Origin of the sequence: Inquilinus limosus (assembly GCF_002195995.1) — a bacterium.
Lineage (GTDB): Bacteria > Pseudomonadota > Alphaproteobacteria > DSM-16000 > Inquilinaceae > Inquilinus > Inquilinus limosus_C.
Window position 1 is genome coordinate 24947 of the sequence record NZ_NHON01000001.1, and the last position, 15578, is coordinate 40524.

Annotated in this window: 16 protein-coding genes; 9 read left to right on the forward strand and 7 right to left on the reverse strand. The window is 69.1% G+C overall.

What is annotated here, in order from left to right; genetic code table 11:
- Positions 1–20 precede the first annotated feature (20 nt).
- The 4 genes from BWR60_RS00115 to BWR60_RS00130 form a co-directional block, all read right to left on the reverse strand.
- Positions 21–971, reverse strand: a complete 951-nt coding sequence (locus BWR60_RS00115) for an ABC transporter permease (protein ID WP_088148970.1) — start codon at positions 969–971, stop codon at positions 21–23.
- 277 nt (positions 972–1248) lie between these two features.
- Positions 1249–2751 (reverse strand): sugar ABC transporter ATP-binding protein, encoded by a 1503-nt coding sequence (locus BWR60_RS00120; RefSeq protein ID WP_088148971.1) that lies wholly within the window; start codon positions 2749–2751, stop codon positions 1249–1251.
- A 4-nt stretch (positions 2752–2755) separates the two neighbouring features.
- On the reverse strand, positions 2756–3772 hold the full coding sequence (locus BWR60_RS00125) for an ABC transporter permease (protein ID WP_218823236.1): 1017 nt from the start codon (positions 3770–3772) through the stop codon (positions 2756–2758).
- Between the two features lie 10 nt (positions 3773–3782).
- Positions 3783–4877 (reverse strand): sugar ABC transporter substrate-binding protein, encoded by a 1095-nt coding sequence (locus BWR60_RS00130; RefSeq protein WP_088148973.1) that lies wholly within the window; start codon positions 4875–4877, stop codon positions 3783–3785.
- A 113-nt stretch (positions 4878–4990) separates the two neighbouring features.
- Between BWR60_RS00130 and BWR60_RS00135 the strand changes: the two genes are divergently transcribed.
- The 8 genes from BWR60_RS00135 (at position 4991) to BWR60_RS00170 (ending at position 12543) form a co-directional block, all read left to right on the forward strand.
- Positions 4991–6007 carry a LacI family DNA-binding transcriptional regulator gene (locus BWR60_RS00135; RefSeq protein ID WP_088148974.1) on the forward strand — a complete coding sequence of 339 codons (1017 nt, stop codon included), beginning with the start codon at positions 4991–4993 and terminating at the stop codon, positions 6005–6007.
- Between the two features lie 17 nt (positions 6008–6024).
- Complete coding sequence (locus BWR60_RS00140) at positions 6025–7092, forward strand: glycerol dehydrogenase (RefSeq protein WP_088148975.1); 1068 nt, start codon at positions 6025–6027, stop codon at positions 7090–7092.
- Between the two features lie 139 nt (positions 7093–7231).
- The gene (locus BWR60_RS00145; protein WP_218823237.1) at positions 7232–7927 is read left to right on the forward strand and encodes an SDR family NAD(P)-dependent oxidoreductase; all 696 of its coding nucleotides are present in this window, start codon (positions 7232–7234) and stop codon (positions 7925–7927) included.
- 261 nt (positions 7928–8188) lie between these two features.
- A complete protein-coding gene (locus tag BWR60_RS00150; RefSeq protein ID WP_088148977.1) occupies positions 8189–8755 on the forward strand; it encodes a cytochrome P460 family protein in 567 nt (188 codons plus the stop codon).
- A gap of 259 nt (positions 8756–9014) precedes the next feature.
- Positions 9015–10034: a helix-turn-helix transcriptional regulator gene (locus tag BWR60_RS00155; RefSeq protein WP_218823238.1), complete on the forward strand. Its 1020-nt coding sequence runs from the start codon at positions 9015–9017 to the stop codon at positions 10032–10034.
- Positions 10035–10206: 172 nt separating this feature from the next.
- A complete protein-coding gene (locus BWR60_RS00160; RefSeq protein WP_088148979.1) occupies positions 10207–11124 on the forward strand; it encodes an NADP-dependent oxidoreductase in 918 nt (305 codons plus the stop codon).
- A gap of 221 nt (positions 11125–11345) precedes the next feature.
- On the forward strand, positions 11346–11963 hold the full coding sequence (locus BWR60_RS00165; protein WP_088148980.1) for a nitroreductase family protein: 618 nt from the start codon (positions 11346–11348) through the stop codon (positions 11961–11963).
- A gap of 34 nt (positions 11964–11997) precedes the next feature.
- The gene (locus tag BWR60_RS00170; protein WP_088148982.1) at positions 11998–12543 is read left to right on the forward strand and encodes a carboxymuconolactone decarboxylase family protein; all 546 of its coding nucleotides are present in this window, start codon (positions 11998–12000) and stop codon (positions 12541–12543) included.
- Between the two features lie 196 nt (positions 12544–12739).
- Here BWR60_RS00170 and BWR60_RS00175 read toward each other — a convergent pair whose 3' ends face one another.
- Positions 12740–13486, reverse strand: coding sequence for an SDR family oxidoreductase (locus tag BWR60_RS00175; protein WP_088148983.1), 747 nt, complete (start codon positions 13484–13486; stop codon positions 12740–12742).
- A gap of 24 nt (positions 13487–13510) precedes the next feature.
- Entirely contained in the window at positions 13511–13900 is a 390-nt protein-coding gene (locus BWR60_RS00180; RefSeq protein WP_088148984.1) for a DUF2255 family protein, read from the reverse strand.
- A gap of 221 nt (positions 13901–14121) precedes the next feature.
- On the opposite strand from BWR60_RS00180, the gene BWR60_RS00185 reads away from it, so the two are divergent.
- Positions 14122–15015, forward strand: coding sequence for a LysR family transcriptional regulator (locus tag BWR60_RS00185; protein ID WP_088148985.1), 894 nt, complete (start codon positions 14122–14124; stop codon positions 15013–15015).
- 122 nt (positions 15016–15137) lie between these two features.
- Here BWR60_RS00185 and BWR60_RS38870 read toward each other — a convergent pair whose 3' ends face one another.
- Positions 15138–15521, reverse strand: coding sequence for a hypothetical protein (locus BWR60_RS38870; protein ID WP_218823239.1), 384 nt, complete (start codon positions 15519–15521; stop codon positions 15138–15140).
- Positions 15522–15578 lie beyond the last annotated feature (57 nt).

Below are 15578 nucleotides of genomic sequence, written 5' to 3' on the forward strand. Positions count from 1 at the left end.
CCCCCGCCCCTCCCCGGGGCCTACTTCGCGATCAGGATCTTGCCGCGATCGAGCGTGATCGCCACGGCAAGGATGAGGACGGCGCCGAACACCATCTGCTGGGCGAAGATGTTGACGCCGAGGAAGGTCATGCCGATGCGGACGACCGAGACGGTCAGCGCCCCCACCAGGGTGCGGCCGATGCCGCCGATGCCGCCGGTGATGGCGGTGCCGCCGACCAGCACCGCCGAGATCGCCGGCAGCAGCAGCTGGTTGGCGACGGTGGGCGACCCGCTGGCCAGCCGCGCCGACAGCAGGATGCCGGCCAGGGCGGCGAAGGCGCCGGACAGGACGAAGGCCAGGATCTTGTGCCGGTTGACGCGGATGCCGGCCGCCCAGGCCGCCGGCTCCCCCGCCCCGATCGCCAGGCTGTAGCGGCCGAAGCGGCTGTAGCGCTGCAGGTAGACACCGATCGCCAGAGCGACCATGCCGATGCCGATGATGTTCGGCACCCCGGCGGTGCTGTCGGTGATCCAGTCCAGCAGGTCGCGCGTGTCGGCGGCGATGGCGATGTTGCGGGCGTCGGAGATGTAGAGCGCGACGCCGCCGACCACGCCGCCGGTGGCCAAAGTGGCGATGAAGGACGGCACCCGCAGCCGGACATGGACGAAGCCGCTGACCAGCCCGGCGATGGCGCCCGCCGCCAGGGCCACGGCGAAGGCGCCGATGCCGATCCGCGGCAGCAGCAGCGCCACGATGACGGTGGAGAGCGAGCACACCGACGGGATCGAGAGGTCGATGCTGCCGAGCAGGATGACGAAGGTCACGCCCGCCGCCAGGGTGAACAGGGTGGTGGTGTCGGCCAGGATCACCAGCAGCGTGTCGGGCGACCCGAAGCCCGGCGCGGCGATGGCGATCGCCACCACCAGCAGCAGCAGGAACAGCGCCGGCGCCGCGCTGCGCAGGGACGCGGGATCGAGCAGGCGGGTCATGGCGTGGTCTCCGCCTGACGTGAAGAAAAACGCGTTGCTTCTTCCGCTTCTTTCTTGTCCCCCCTCCCCTTGCGGGAGGGGGTTAGGGGGAGGGGGTTGTCGAGGACAAGCTCCGCGCGTGCATGAGCCAGGGATCCACCGTGCCGGGCGTTCCGATCCGTCAGACTCCGGGCCGGCTCGGGCGGATAAAATCCCCTCCCCCTACCCCCCTCCCGCAAGGGGAGGGGGGACTCGTTTGGCTTGGGCTTGCGGCCGCCCAGCCTCTGTCCCACCACGCTCATACCATGTGTCCGATCAGATCGACCTGGGCCGGCTTGCGGCCGGGTTCGGCGGTCAGCCGGGCGGTGATGGCGCCGTCGCGCATCGCCAGCACGGTGTGGCTGAGGCCGATCGTCTCCTCCAGCGTGTCGGCGATCAGGATCACCGACACGCCCTCGGCGCAGAGCGACCGGATCAGGCGGAACACCTCCTCCTTGGCGCCGACATCGATGCCGCGGGTCGGGTGGTCGAGGATCAGGATCCGCGACTGCGCCGTCAGCCACTTGGCCAGCACCACCTTCTGCTGGGTGCCGCCCGACAGCGACAGGCAGGCCGCATCCGGCCCGGATGCCCGGATCGCCAGCCTCTGCGTCCAGTCCTGCGCCAAGGCGCGCTCGCGGGCGCGGCTCAGCCCCACCGGGCCTTCCGCCACCTCCAGCCGCGCCAAGGTCATGTTGGCGGCCACCGACAGCATCATCACCAGCCCCTCGACCCGGCGCTCGCTGGGGATGAAGCCGATGCCGTGGCCGACCGCGTCAGCCGGGGAGGCGAAGCGCACCGCCTGGCCGCCGACCTCCAGCGTCCCGGAAGTGGGCTGGACGAAGCCGAAGAAGCTGCGCACCAGCTCCTCCCGCCCCGAGCCGATGACGCCGGCGATGCCCAGCACCTCGCCGCGGCGGAGCGTCAGGTCGATGTCGCGGTACTTGCCCTCGCAGCACAGGCCCTTCGCCTGCAGCACGATCTCGTCCTGCGGCGGCCGCTGCTCCGACTCCCGGTAGTATTCGGCATGGACCTCGCGCCCGACCATGATCCGGTGCAGGGTCGGGATGTCGGCCTCGGCCGCCGGCATCTCGGCGACCACGCCGCCATCCTTCATCACATAGATGCGGTCGCTGATCGCCAGCACCTCGTCCAGCCGGTGCGAGACGAAGACGAAGCTGGCCCGGCTCTTCAGCGCCCGGACGCGGGCGAACAGGAGGTCGATCTCGGCCTGCTCCAGCACCGAGGTCGGCTCGTCCAGGAGGATCACCAGGTCGCCCTCGACCCGGTCCTCCAGCGCCAGCGCCTTGGCCAGCTCGACCATCTGCCGGGCGGCGAAGCTGAGATCCTGCGCCCGGGTGGAGGGATCGATGTCGAGCCCGACCTTCTCCAGCTGCCGGCGCGCCGCGGCGTTCAGCCGGCGCCAGTCGATCAGGCCGAGGCGGATGAAGTCCTGCTCCTGACCCAGGAAGATGTTTTCGGCTACGCTCAGGTTCAGCAGCAGCGACTGCTCCTGGAACACCATGGCGATGCCGCGGGCATTGGCCTGGCGCGGATCGGCCAGGTGCAGCGCGTTGCCGTCGCGGCGCAGCTCGCCGCCCGAGGGCTGCTGCACCCCGGCCAGGATGCGCATCAGCGTCGACTTGCCGGCGCCGTTCTCGCCGACCAGCCCGACCACCTCGCGCGGCCGGATCTCGACATCGACGCCCTTCAGCGCCTGGACGCTGCCGAAGGATTTCTGGAGGGCGATGGCCTGCAGCATGGCGTCACTTCACGATGCGGAGCTGCGACCGGTCGAGCGACAGCGCGACCGCGACGATGATCATCAGGCCCTGGGCGGCCTGCTGCAGATAGGGCGGGATGCCCAGCAGCACCATGCCGTTGGCCAGGACGGCGACGATCAGCACGCCGATCAGCGCGTTCAGCACGCCGCCCTGCCCGCCCATCAGCGAGGTGCCGCCGACCACCACGGCGGTGATCGTGGTGAACAGCCGGCCGGTGCCGATCTCGGCATTGGCCAGGCCCAACTGCGCCGCCGCCAGCACGCTGGCCAGGCCGTAGAAGGTGCCGGCCAAAGCGAAGGCGATGACCTTGGTGCGCCGGATCGGCACGCCGGACAGGGCCGCCAGATCCTCGCCGCCGCCGATGGCGTAGACGTGGCGGCCGAAGCGGGTCTGGGTCTGGATCACCCAGGCCACGCCCAGCGCCGCCAGCGCGATCCAGACCGACAGCGGCATCCCGGCCAGCCGTGTCAGCGCCAGCGCCCGGATGTCGGGGTCGAGGATCCGGACCGAGCCGCCGCCGAGCAGGATGGTGGCGGTGCCGAGGCCGATGAACCAGCTGCCGATCGTCGCCATGAAGGACGGGATCCTGAGGCCGACATGCAGCGCGCCGTTGAACAACCCCATGGCCGTGCCGGCGGCGACGGCGACCGGCACGGCGGCCAGGCCGATGTCGAAGCCGCCGCCGCTATCGTTGGCCACCAGCAGGGTCAGCACGATCGCCGCCACCGCCATCATGCCCTCGATCGACAGGTCGATGCTGCCGAGCAGGATGATGAAGGTGGCGCCGAGCGTCAGCACCAGCGGGATCGAGGCGGCGGTGGCCACCCGGACGAAGTTGCCGGTGCTGAGGAAGTTCGGGTTGGCCACGCCGAGCAGCAGGCACAGCGCGACCAGCACGATCAGCGGCGCCGCCAGGCGCAGACGCCGCTCCAGCTTCGCCCGGCCGGCGGCGCTGCGCGGACGCGCCGCCGCCGGTGCGGTGTGGGACTGCACGGACACGCGGCCCCCGTCAGCCCGGGCGGACCTGGCCGGTGACCCGGCCCCACAGGTCGCCATAGTCGATCTTCGGCTCGGATTCGATGTTCGACTTGTAGAAGGCCTCGACGTTGTCCTTCGTCACCACGATGCCCTGGCCGTAGAACTCGCGATGCTCTTTCGGCTCCTTGGCCGGGTCGAACTTGCCGAGCGAGGCGGCATAGGGGATGGCCAGGCCCATGCTGCCCTGCCAGTAAGGGTCGGAGGAGACGGTGGCCGCGAACTCGCCGGACTTCACGCCCTCGACCGCCGCCTTGATGCCGTCGATGCCGGTGACCGGCACCTTGCCGGCCAGCCCTTCGGCCCGCAGCGCCTCGAGCGCGCCGACGGCCATGTCGTCATTGGCGGCCCAGATGCCCTTGATCTCGTCGCCGAACCGGGTCAGCCAGGCGGCGACCACGTCATAGGCCTTGGTCGACTGCCAGTCGGCCACCTGGAAGTCGAGCAGCTTCACGTCGGGATGGGCCGCCACCACCTTGTCCAGCCCGGCCTTGCGGGCGATTGCCACGGTGTTGGAGATGATCCCGCCCAGGGCGACGATGCCGCCCTTGCCGCCGATCGACTTGACCAGCGCCTCCGCCGTCTCGCCGCCATAGCGCTCGCCGTCGAAGGTGACGAAGGCGGTGTAGTACGGGTTGTGGTCCCAGGGGTGCAGGTCGGCCGGCTTGTTCCACTGCGACATGACATAGACCTTGGCGGCGGCGCAGGCCTCGACGATCGGCGTGGCGTCGGCCGAATCGTTCGGGTCCAGGTTCAGCACCATGTTGCCGCCGGTCTTGGCCAGGATGGCGCGGATATCGGCCAGCCCCTTCTCGCTGTCGCCCTCGGTCACCAGCGTGACCAGCTCGAGCCCGACCGACTTGGCGTAGGTCTCGGCGCCCTGCTTCCAGGCGGCGTGATAGGGGTTGGAAAGGGACCGGATCGACGTCACCAGCGTCGGCTTGTCGGCGGCGAAGCCGCGGCGGACGAAGCCGGCAGGCGCGGCCAGGCCGACGCCGAGCGCCGCGGCGCCCTTCAGCGCGCCGCGCCGGGTCAGGGACATGGAAAACGGAATGCGTCCATCCTTCATGATCGTCTCTCCCTGAAATATTTTTGCGTTGACTAGCTATGCACTAGGTGTGACTAGCTATGCATCGACCGCTTCCGCCGTCAATCGGAAAACGTCGTATCTATGGAGCCGGGATGACGCGATCGAAGAAATACGCCTCCTCCACCGACGTGGCGCGGCTGGCGGGGGTGTCGCAATCGGCGGTGTCGCGCACCTACAAGCCCGGCGCCAGCGTGTCGGAGGAGACGCGGGCCAAGGTGCTGGCGGCGGCCGAGCAGCTGGACTACCGGCCCAGCATGATCCCGCGGATCATGCTGACCCAGCGCTCGCACCTGGTCGCGATCGTCATCGGCGGCATGTACAACCCGTTCTACGCGACGGTGCTGGAGCGGTTCACCAGCCGGCTGCAGGCCGGCGGCTGGCAGGTGCTGCTGCTGCATGTCGACAGCGGCCATTCCTTCGACGCGGCGATCCCGCGCCTGGCCGGCTACCGGGTCGACGCCATCGTCAGCGCGCTCGCGGTGCTGGGGCCGGACACGGCCGAGGCGCTGGCCCGGTTCCGGATCCCGGTGATCTCGTTCAACACCCCGGCGCAGAACGACTTCCTGTCCTCGGTGTGCTGCGACAACACCGGCGCGGCGCGGGCGGCGGCGGACCTGTTCGCGGCCCGCGGCGCCCGCCGCTTCGGCTACATCGCCGGCCCGGCCGACAGCCCGGCCAACCAGGACCGGCTGGGCGGCTTCCGCGACCGGCTGCGCGAGCTGGGGCTGCCGGAGCCTGCCGTGCTGGGCGGCCATTTCCGCTACGAGGGCGGCTACGCCTCGGCGCTGCAGATGTGCGCCGGGCCGGACCGGCCGGACGCGATCTTCTGCGCCAACGACCTGGTGGCGATCGGCGCCATCGACGCGCTGCGGCGGGAGCTGCGGCTGAAGGTGCCGGACGACGTCATGATCGCCGGTTTCGACGACATCCCGGCCGCCGGCTATGCCGGCTACGACCTGACCACCTTCGTCCATGACGCCGCGCGCATGGTCGACGAGTCGCTGAAGATCCTGCGCGCCGCCACCGCCGCCCCGCCCGAGCCGCATGAGCACCGGGTGGTGGTGCCGGCGATGCTGATCGAGCGCGGCACCACGGCGCGGCGCGCCTGACCGGACAGGAGACGACCATGATCATCGGCGCCCGCTTTCCCGGCCGCTACCTGCAGGGCCCCGGCATCATCGCCCGGCTGGGGCCGGAGCTGGCCGGCTTCGGTGACCGGGCCGTCATCGTGCTGGACCGCGGCGTGCATGACCTGCTGGCCGGCCCGCTGCGCGAGGCCTGCGCCGGTCATCTCGCCATCGAGCTGATCCGCCATGGCGGCGAATGCTCGAAGGAGGAGATCGCGTCCGTGGCCGCGTCCGCCCGTGCCGCCGGGGCCCGGGTGGTGCTCGGCGTCGGCGGCGGCAAGGCGCTGGACACCGCCAAGGCGGCGGCGCATGAGGCCGGCGCCGCCTGCGTGGTGATGCCGACCATCGCCGCCTCCGACGCGCCCTGCAGCGCCCTGGCCGTGGTCTACAAGCCCGACGGGTCGGTCGACCATGACTACTTCCTGCCGCGCAACCCGGACCTGGTGATCGTCGACACCGAGATCGTCGCCAGGGCCCCGGCCCGTTTCCTGGCCGCCGGCATCGGCGACGCGCTGGCGACGTATTACGAAGCAGAGGCCTGCCGCCGCAGCGGCGCCCTGAACTGCCTCGGCGTGCGCGGCGTCCCACTGGCCTACGAGATCGCCCGGCTGTGCCGCGACACCGTGTTCGAGTTCGGCGTCGCCGCCCTGGCGGAGTGCGACGCCAAGGTGCCAGGCCCGGCCTTCGAGCGGATCATCGAGGCCAACATCCTGCTGAGCGGCCTGGGCTTCGAATCGGGCGGCGTCGCCGGCGCCCACGCCATCCATCACGGCCTGTCGGAGCTGGAGGAGGTGCACCACCATCTGCATGGCGAGAAGGTCGCGATCGGCGTGCTGGCCGAACTCAAGCTGCAAGGGGTGCCGGAGGACGAATACCGCCGGGTGCGCGACTTCTGCACCGCGGTGCGGCTGCCGACCCGGCTGCGCGACATCGGCATCACCGACGCCACCGAGGCGAAGCTGCGGATCGTCGCCGAGCGCGCCTGCCGCCCGGGCGAGATCATGCACAACGAAGAGATGCCGGTGACCGCCGAGATGGTGGTCCGCGTTTTGCGCGAGCTGGTGTGAGAGGAAGGAAGGGAATCCTTCCCCCATCGTCATGGCGAGCCCCGCAGGGGCGTGGCCATCCAGGGGCCGCTCGCACTGGCCCCTGGATGGCCTCAACGCAACCTTCCGGCCCGACCTGTTCGCCGGCCGACGCGTGCTGGTGTCCGGCGCGTCCAGCGGCATCGGCCTGGCCGTGGCCCGCGGCTTCCGCGATGTCGGGGCCGAGGTCGTCGCCACCGGCAGCTCCGAGGGCAAGCTCACCGCGGCGCGGGCCGACACCCGCAACGACGGCATCCGCTTCGCCACACTGGACGTGCGCGACCCGGCGGTGATCATCGGCTTCGTCGGCGCCCTGCCCGGGCTGGACATCCTGGTCAACGCCGCCGGCATCGCCCGGCCGGAGGCGGAGTTCACCGAGGTCACCTATCTCGAGGTGATCGAGGTCAACCTGAACAGCGTCATGCGCCTCTCGATGGCGGCGCGGCCGCATCTGGCGGCCAGTCGTGGCAGCATCATCAACTTCGCCTCGATGCTGAGCTACCTGGCCGATCCCAGCGTCCCGGCCTATGGCGCCAGCAAGACCGGCGTGGTCGGGCTGACCCGGCACCTGGCCCATGCCTTCGGGCCGGAGGGAATCCGAGTCAACGCCATCTCGCCCGGCTATCACCGCACCGACATGACGAAGCCGTTGTGGTCGGAGCCGGACGCGGCGGCGCGGATCGCCGCACGCTCGGCCCTGAAGCGCTGGGGCGAGGCCGAGGACCTGGTGGGCACCGCCCTGTTCCTCGCCGCCCCCGCCGCCGCCTTCCTGACCGGTGCGGATATCATCGTTGATGGCGGTTACGTGACCGGCTGACCCAAGTCTCTTCCGGTACGGGAACTTCTCGGCCGCGCCGGGGCGCGGCGAGACGCCGATCCCCGGCTCGTCACCGATGGTCAGGAATCCTTCGCCGCCATGCCGCGCCCCGCCAGCCGGATCTCCTGGACGAATGGACACGTGATCCGGACTTTGGCGCCATCGTGTCGCGCTAGCCTGTTGGCAGATCCGCGCGACCGACGGCGTCGACCGGCCAATGGACGTGTCGCCGCGGCATGACCAGATAACCGAGGTGAGGCCATGAGGACTGCCAGGGCTGCTTCCGCCCTATTTCTGCTTGCTTTGGCCTGCGGCACCGTCGCAGTCGTGGCAGCCTGGGCCGAAGACCCATGGGCCGGAGGGGCTGTCGACGCGACAGGCAACCTTCGTGTCCCCACCGACTACCGGACTACCTATGAATTCATGGGCAGCTGGGCCGTGGCAGCCGACCAGGACCCGGGCGCGAAGGAGTTCCACACGGTCTACGCCTCTCCCGGCACCACGGCAGCCTTTCGCCGCGACGGGCATTTCCCCGATGGCGCGGTGCTTGTGAAGGAGGTCTACAGCGGTGCGACCGGAGACATGACGACCGGAACGGTAAGCCACGCGGACAAGCTGTCAGGCTGGTTCGTCATGACGAAAGACAGCAAGGGCAGATTTCCGGGCAACAAACTTTGGGGCGACGGCTGGGGCTGGTCCTGGTTCGATGCCGGCAACCCGCTGAAGACGACATCGACCGACTATACGGCGGATTGCCAGTCCTGCCACATCCCGGCCCAGTCGACGGACTGGATCTATATCCAAGGATATCCGCCGCTTGGGAAATGATGATGTCACGCGACCATGCCGCAACGACCGCCGCCATCGCCAGGTTATGGGCGTAGCCGTATCCGCCAATGGCACCGCGGATCGCTCGGTAGACGACCGTGATGGAACAAGCTGGTCGCGCGGAAGGCAGAATGCGGAAAGGAATTCCCTGTTCCTTCTTTGGCTGGCTTGGCGTGCTTTGGTAAAATCGCCTTGCGAAGATTCCCTGAGGGCCTGATTCACCTGGGGACTCACAGTTTGATCGCGTAAGCAGGTTGCTATGCAAAGCACGGCCAAATCACGGGCCGGAATCGGACAGGGGGCGCGGACCGATTCGTTGATCGCCGGCTCTGCCTCGAAGCTCTCCGCCACCGACCTCGACAGCCTCATGCGGGCGCTCGAGATCGATGTCATCGCGCTCACCGAAATGCTGATCCCCCCGGACCATCGCGCCGAGATGGGGACGATCGACGCGCCGGCGATCCATTACACGGTCAGCGGCCGGGGGCGGATCTCGATCGGTGACGGGCCTGCGATGCCGCTCGAGCCCCATATGCTCATCATCAAGCCTCCGAACACACCGTTCGCGATCGAAGTCGACGGCGCCGGCGGCCCGAAACGGCTCATCACCCGCGATTGCTGGAAGCGGCATGACGGGGTGCTGCGCATCGCGATGCCGGCCGAGCCGCCCGAGATCATCCAGATCTGCGGCTTCTTCAACGCATCCTTCGGCCAGTCCGTCGGGTTGTTTCGCGAATTGCGGGAGGCCGTGGTCGAGACATTCGAGCCGACCGACAGGATCGGCCTGAAACTTCGCGAAGCGGTCGAGGAGCTTCGCACGCAGGAACTCGGCATGGGCGCCATGACGGCGTCCCTGCTCAAGCAGGTCATCGTCGCCCTGGTGCGGCGGTCGATGAAGTCCTCCCGCAGCTGGACCGATCGGTTCTCGATCCTCGCGGACCGGCAGATCACGCGCGCCTTCGCCGACATGGTGGCCCGTCCCGGGGCCGCCCATACGGTCCAGAGCCTGGCGCAGAGCGCGGGCCTGAGTCGGTCGGCCTTCATGGCCCGGTTCTCCGAGATCTTCGGCCGTTCGCCGATGGCCGTCCTCCGGGACCTCAGGATGCGGCAGGCGGCGCTCGACCTCACGACGACGTCGGCTCCGGTCGACCTCGTGGCCTACAACGCCGGCTACGAAAGCCGCTCAAGCTTCGTGCGGGCATTCCGCAAAGCCTACAATGTCGATCCCAGCGAGTACCGGCAGAGCGTGAAGAGCGACCAGGCCGACAAGGGCGTTTGAACCGCCTGGCGCACTGATCCTCGGTGCCGGCCGGCTCTGGATTCCGGAATGCGTGTCCGTTCGTCCGGGGAGGCCCGACGCGGGTTTCATCGCGCCGGCACCGGTGGCAGCGTAGCTTCGTCTTCAAAGGAATCCTGAAGTTGACGACCGACCACACACAGGCAGAGGGACGATGAAGGCAATCATCGTGACGGACCAGGCGGCGGGAACGGCCGGCATGACGCTGGCCGAGCGGCCCGAGCCGCAACCGGCGATCAACGACGTCATCGTCGAGATTCATGCGTCGGGATTCGTCCCGACCGAGCTGGAATGGCCCTCGACCTGGACCGATCGCCTCGACCGTGACCGGACACCGTCGATCCCTGGGCACGAGCTGGCCGGGGTGGTCACCGCCCTCGGCTACGGCACGACCGGGCTGTCGGTGGGACAGCGGGTGTTCGGCCTCGCCGACTGGTATCGCGACGGCACCCTGGCGGAGTTCGTGGCCATCGAGGCGCGCAACCTCGCTGCCCTGCCGGGCGATGTCGACTTCACGGTGGGCGCCAGCCTGCCGATCTCGGGCCTGACCGCGTGGCAGGGGCTGTTCGAGCATGGCCGGCTCCGGGCGGGGCAGAGCGTCCTCGTGCACGGCGCGGCCGGTGCCGTCGGGTCGACGGTCGCTCAGCTCGCGCGAGAGGCCGGCGCCTACGTCATCGGCACCGGACGCGCCGCCGACCGCCAGGCGGCGCTCGGTTTCGGCGCGCAGGAGTTTGTCGACCTCGCCAACGACGTCCTGGAAGACGTCGGCGCGGTCGATCTGGTGTTCGACGTCATCGGCGGCGACATCGGAAAGCGGTCCGCCGGCCTGGTTCACGCCGGGGGAACGCTGGTGTCCGTCGTCGGCCCGGTCGAGGCGCGGCCCGCCGACGGCCTGGCGGTGGATTTCGTCGTCGAGGCCGATCGCGCCCAGCTGGGTGAGATCGTCCAGCGGGTGCGGGACGGACGCCTGCGGACGCATATCGGCACCGTCGCGACCCTCGACGATGCTGTCGCCGCCTTCAACCCGGGCGAGCGACGCCCGGGCAAGACGATCATCCGCATCCGTCCCTAAGCGACACGCGCCCATCGAGCACGCGGCCGGCCGGCGCTGCCGGAACGGCCGGCCGCGCCCTCTTGGACGCGCCCGGGCGCCCGGGGCGCGATCCATGGCTCCTGGCATGAGATGCCGAAGGGCCCCATCCCAGCAGCTTTTCCGGAGGAGGGGGCGGAGCCGCCCTCCGGCTTCAGCCCATCCCCTGACCTGCAGAAATCATCAAGACCAACGGAACCGCCATGACCAACGCCGTCATCGAATGCATCCTGAGCCGAACTGCCGCCAAGTATTACGACCCTTCCGCCATCCTGAGCGACGGCCAGATCCGCGAACTGGTGCGGATCGGCACCACCGCGCCGACATCCTTCCACCTGCAGAACTGGCGCTTCATCGCCGTACGCACGCCTGAAGCCAAGGCTCGGCTCCGTCCGATCGCTTGGAACCAGCCCGCGATCACCGAAGCGGCCGTGACCTTCATCGTCTGCGGCCAGCTGGCCGATTCCGGCGTGATACCGGAGCGCCTGGCCCCAGTGGTGGAAGCGGGCATCATGCCGGCGAACTTGGTGCCGGATTGGGAAATCCCCGCACGCGGCCTGTACCAGGATTTCCCGCAGCGCCAGCGCGATGAAGCCGTGCGCACCGCCACCTTCGGCGCGGCGGCGATGATCTATGTGGCCCGCTCATGGGGCCTGGGTTCGACGCCGATGATCGGTTTCGATGCCGAAGCGGTGCACCGCGAGTTCGGACTGGCCGAGGACGAAGTGCCGGTGATGCTGCTGTCCGTGGGCGCGGAGCGTCCGGGCAACTGGCCGCAGAAGCCGCGCCGTCCGGTGGGCGAAGTGCTGGATCTCGTATAGTTCCCCGTTCAATCAGAGACTTGCGGAGAATATGATGGCAAGAGCCACGGCTCTAAAGCCGGACCATGTGCCGGCCGATTCAAAGCCGACTCTCGATGCGTTCACCAGGAACATCGGGTTCACCCCGAACATGATGGCGACCTTCGCGCAGAGCCCGATCGCGTTCAACGCCTGGGCCGCCCTGCTCGGCTCCCTGAGCAAGGCGCTCGACGTGAAGACGCGGGACAGCATCGGCCTCGCCGTCTCCGAGGTGAATGGCTGCAACTACTGCCTGACGGTCCACAGCTTTACGGCCGAGCATATGGCCAAGCTGCCGGCCGATGACATCATTCTCGCCCGAAAAGGCCATGCCAGCGACCCGAAGCGGGATGCCGCCGTCCGGTTCGCGCGCAAGGTCATCGAGACCCGGGGCCATGTCAGCGACGCCGATCTGAAAGCCGTCCGCGATGCCGGCCACACGGATGCGAATATCATGGAGATCGTCGCGCTGGTGGCCATGTACTCCCTGACGAACTTCTTCAACAACGTGTTCGATCCCGAGAAGGACTTTCCCGCCGTGGCACCAGCCGGTTCGATCTGAACTCCCTTTAGTCGCATCGACCATCGGCAAGAGTGCTTGATGGTCGATGCGACGTGACTGTAATGCAAAAGCCCGGACGCAACTGCGAAAGGTCGTTGGGCACGCGTCTGGGCTTTTCATATATGCCGATACTGCGCGAACGCCCCGTCCCTCGGCTTCATCCTTCGCCAAGATACCTGCAATGTCTGCCTCCGGCTCAGAGCTCCTGCGCCGTCGGCCGGAACAGGATCTCGTTGATGTCGACCTCCTCCGGCTGGCCGATGGCGAACGCCACGACGCGGGCGAAGGAATCGGCGGGGATCGCGACCTTCTCGTAAAAGGCGCGGATCCGCTCCGCCGCCTGCGGGTCGGTGACGCTGCCCGGCAACTCCGTCGCCACCGCGCCCGGCGAGATCACCGTGGTGCGGATGTTGTACGGCTTCACCTCCTGGCGCAGCCCCTCTGACAGCGCGCGCACCGCATGCTTGGTGGCGGCATAGACCGTGAAGCCGGGCCCAACCTTGTGGCCGGCGACCGAGGACACGTTGATGACGTGCCCGGCCTTCTGCCGCTGCATGACCGGCAGCACCGCGGCGATGCCGTACAGCACGCCCTTGAGGTTGACGTCGATCATCCGGTCCCAGTCGTCGACCGCCAGCCGCTCCAGCGGCGCCTGCGGCATCAGCCCGGCATTGTTGATCATCACGTCGACCCGGCCATAGGCCTGGACCGCCGCGTCGACCAGAGCCTGGACCTGCGCCCGGTCGGTGACGTCTGTGACGACGGCGAGCGTCTTGCCGCCGCGCCAGGCCAGCTCATCGGCCAGGGCTTTCAGCCGGTCGGCGCGCCGGGCGCCCAGCACGACGCTGGCGCCCTGCTCGGAAAGCAGCCTGGCCGTGGCCTCGCCCAGCCCGCTGCTGGCGCCGGTGATGACGACGACCTTGCCTTCGATGTTGGTGCTCATGGGATGCGTCCTGTGTGAACGGCGTCAGGATCCGGTCTCGCGCGGCGCGATCCGGACGGTGGCGGACCGGGCGCGGGCGCCGGTCATCGCGGCGAGATAGGGGCTGCCGGCGTATTTCGCCCGGTAGGCCTCATCGATCCGGTCCTGGACCGGGCCGTCGACCGGCTCGAAGGCGACCTCCCGGGTCAGGCCGGCGGCGATGACCCGCCCGGCCTTCTGCCGCAGCGCCGCCCGGTGCCAGCGCGACGCCGGGCCGTGATAGGCGCGGACATAGAGGTCGCCCCCGACCGCGACCGACCAGATCCAGGTCGGGGTGCCATAAGTCCGGCCATCCTCGCGGAACGGCGCAATGTGCAGGTCATCAGCCGCCGCGATCCGGCGCAGCTCGTCCGCGGGCCATGCCGTGGCGCTCATCGGCGATACTCCGCGTCGCTGATCTGCTCCAGCCGGTCGACATTCCTCTCGCCCAGCGGCTCCTGGATGGCGATGTGAGTCAGCGCCGTGGTCGGCGTCGTATCGTGCCGATGCATCGTGTCGTCCCGCGCGGTCGTCGGTTTCGGGACCTGGAATCTGGGGCGTGGCTCTCTTCCGATTAAGCGCTAGGATCCGCATGGACTTATAAGCAGGGCCGATCAATGCAGCGTGGAAGCCTGGATGACCTGGCGGCCCTGGTCGCGGTGGCGCGGGAGCGGAGCTTCACCCGGGCGGCGGCGAAGCTCGGCGTGTCGCAATCGGCGCTGAGCCAGACCATCCGCCAGCTCGAAACCCGGCTCGGCATCCGGCTCCTGACCCGGACGACGCGCAGCGTCGGGCTGACCGAGGCGGGCGAACGCCTGCTGGGCACCGTGGCGCCGCGGCTGGAGGAGATCCAGGCCGAGCTGGCAGCGGTGAGCGAGCTCGGGGAGCGGCCGTCTGGCACCATCCGGATCACGGCCGGCGACCATGCCATCCGCTCGATCCTGTGGCCGAAGCTGGAGACCTTCCTGCCCCGCTATCCCGATATCCGGGTCGAGCTGGCCATCGACTACGAGCTGACGGACATCGTCGCCGGGCGCTACGACGCGGGCGTGCGCCTGGGTGAGCAGGTGGCGAAGGACATGATCGCGGTGCGGATCGGGCCCGACATCCGCTTCGCCGTGGTCGGGGCGCCCTCCTACCTCTCCGGTCGGCCGCGGCCGCAGGCGCCGCAGGACCTGGTCGCCCATCGCTGCATCAATCTGCGCCTGCCGACCTATGGCGGGCTCTATGCCTGGGAATTCGAGAGGGACGGGCGCGAGGTGAAGGTGCGGGTCGAGGGCCAGCTGGTCTTCAACGGCATCTTCCAGGTGCTGGACGCCGCCCTGGCCGGCTTCGGCCTGGCCTATGTGCCGGAAGACCTGGCGCGGCCCCATCTCGCGCAAGGACGCCTGGAGCAGGTGCTCGAGGGCTGGTCCCCGCCCTGGTCGGGCTATCGCCTGTACTATCCCAGCCGCCACCAGACCTCCGCCGCCTTCGCCCTGCTGGTGGATGCGCTGCGCCACCGCGGCTGAGGCTTAGGGCATGGCGGAGGGTGACATGACCCGACCGGCATGCGCCTGACCGGGCATGGTGCCCACATGTCCGAACCGGACATCAGTCGAAGCGCCGCGACCGGTCTCGATCGCCAGGCGTCTCAGGCCCTCGGGATGGCAGCGATGAGCCTGCGCGTGTAGGGATGCCGGGGCCCATCCATTATCTCCGCCGTGTCCCCCTGCTCCACGATGTCGCCGCGATAGAGGACATAGACCCAGCTCGGCCCGCGAACACGGTCAGCGCCGCGCAATGGGCGAACAGGGCCATCTGGTTGTCGTGATCGAGGGCGACGATGAAGCCCCACAAACCGGCCACATCCAAAGCCGCCGGCAGGCCCGCCGAGGGAGGCGGCCCGCATCCGGTCGGGGCGGTCGCGAAGGCCGTGCCATTCGCCTCCTCGCGGAAAGCGCGCCCGAACGAGCCACTCCGGGCTCATCGATCGCCCGCAGGCGCAAATCCCGGACCTGCAACCAACCACGCTCATGCCCAACGATGCACGATCATCGGACCGCCAGTCCGGCCACAGCGACGGAGAGCTCGT

What these genes read in the sequence shown, in the direction of transcription:
- BWR60_RS00115 (WP_088148970.1), bottom strand. Translation starts at nt 971, where the DNA reads ATGACCCGCCTGCTCGATCCCGCGTCCCTGCGCAGCGCGGCGCCGGCG.
- BWR60_RS00120 (WP_088148971.1), bottom strand. Translation starts at nt 2,751, where the DNA reads ATGCTGCAGGCCATCGCCCTCCAGAAATCCTTCGGCAGCGTCCAGGCG.
- BWR60_RS00130 (WP_088148973.1), bottom strand. Translation starts at nt 4,877, where the DNA reads ATGAAGGATGGACGCATTCCGTTTTCCATGTCCCTGACCCGGCGCGGC.
- BWR60_RS00135 (WP_088148974.1), top strand. Translation starts at nt 4,991, where the DNA reads ATGACGCGATCGAAGAAATACGCCTCCTCCACCGACGTGGCGCGGCTG.
- BWR60_RS00140 (WP_088148975.1), top strand. Translation starts at nt 6,025, where the DNA reads ATGATCATCGGCGCCCGCTTTCCCGGCCGCTACCTGCAGGGCCCCGGC.
- BWR60_RS00150 (WP_088148977.1), top strand. Translation starts at nt 8,189, where the DNA reads ATGAGGACTGCCAGGGCTGCTTCCGCCCTATTTCTGCTTGCTTTGGCC.
- BWR60_RS00155 (WP_218823238.1), top strand. Translation starts at nt 9,015, where the DNA reads ATGCAAAGCACGGCCAAATCACGGGCCGGAATCGGACAGGGGGCGCGG.
- BWR60_RS00160 (WP_088148979.1), top strand. Translation starts at nt 10,207, where the DNA reads ATGAAGGCAATCATCGTGACGGACCAGGCGGCGGGAACGGCCGGCATG.
- BWR60_RS00165 (WP_088148980.1), top strand. Translation starts at nt 11,346, where the DNA reads ATGACCAACGCCGTCATCGAATGCATCCTGAGCCGAACTGCCGCCAAG.
- BWR60_RS00170 (WP_088148982.1), top strand. Translation starts at nt 11,998, where the DNA reads ATGGCAAGAGCCACGGCTCTAAAGCCGGACCATGTGCCGGCCGATTCA.
- BWR60_RS00175 (WP_088148983.1), bottom strand. Translation starts at nt 13,486, where the DNA reads ATGAGCACCAACATCGAAGGCAAGGTCGTCGTCATCACCGGCGCCAGC.
- BWR60_RS00180 (WP_088148984.1), bottom strand. Translation starts at nt 13,900, where the DNA reads ATGAGCGCCACGGCATGGCCCGCGGACGAGCTGCGCCGGATCGCGGCG.
- BWR60_RS00185 (WP_088148985.1), top strand. Translation starts at nt 14,122, where the DNA reads ATGCAGCGTGGAAGCCTGGATGACCTGGCGGCCCTGGTCGCGGTGGCG.
- BWR60_RS38870 (WP_218823239.1), bottom strand. Translation starts at nt 15,521, where the DNA reads ATGAGCGTGGTTGGTTGCAGGTCCGGGATTTGCGCCTGCGGGCGATCG.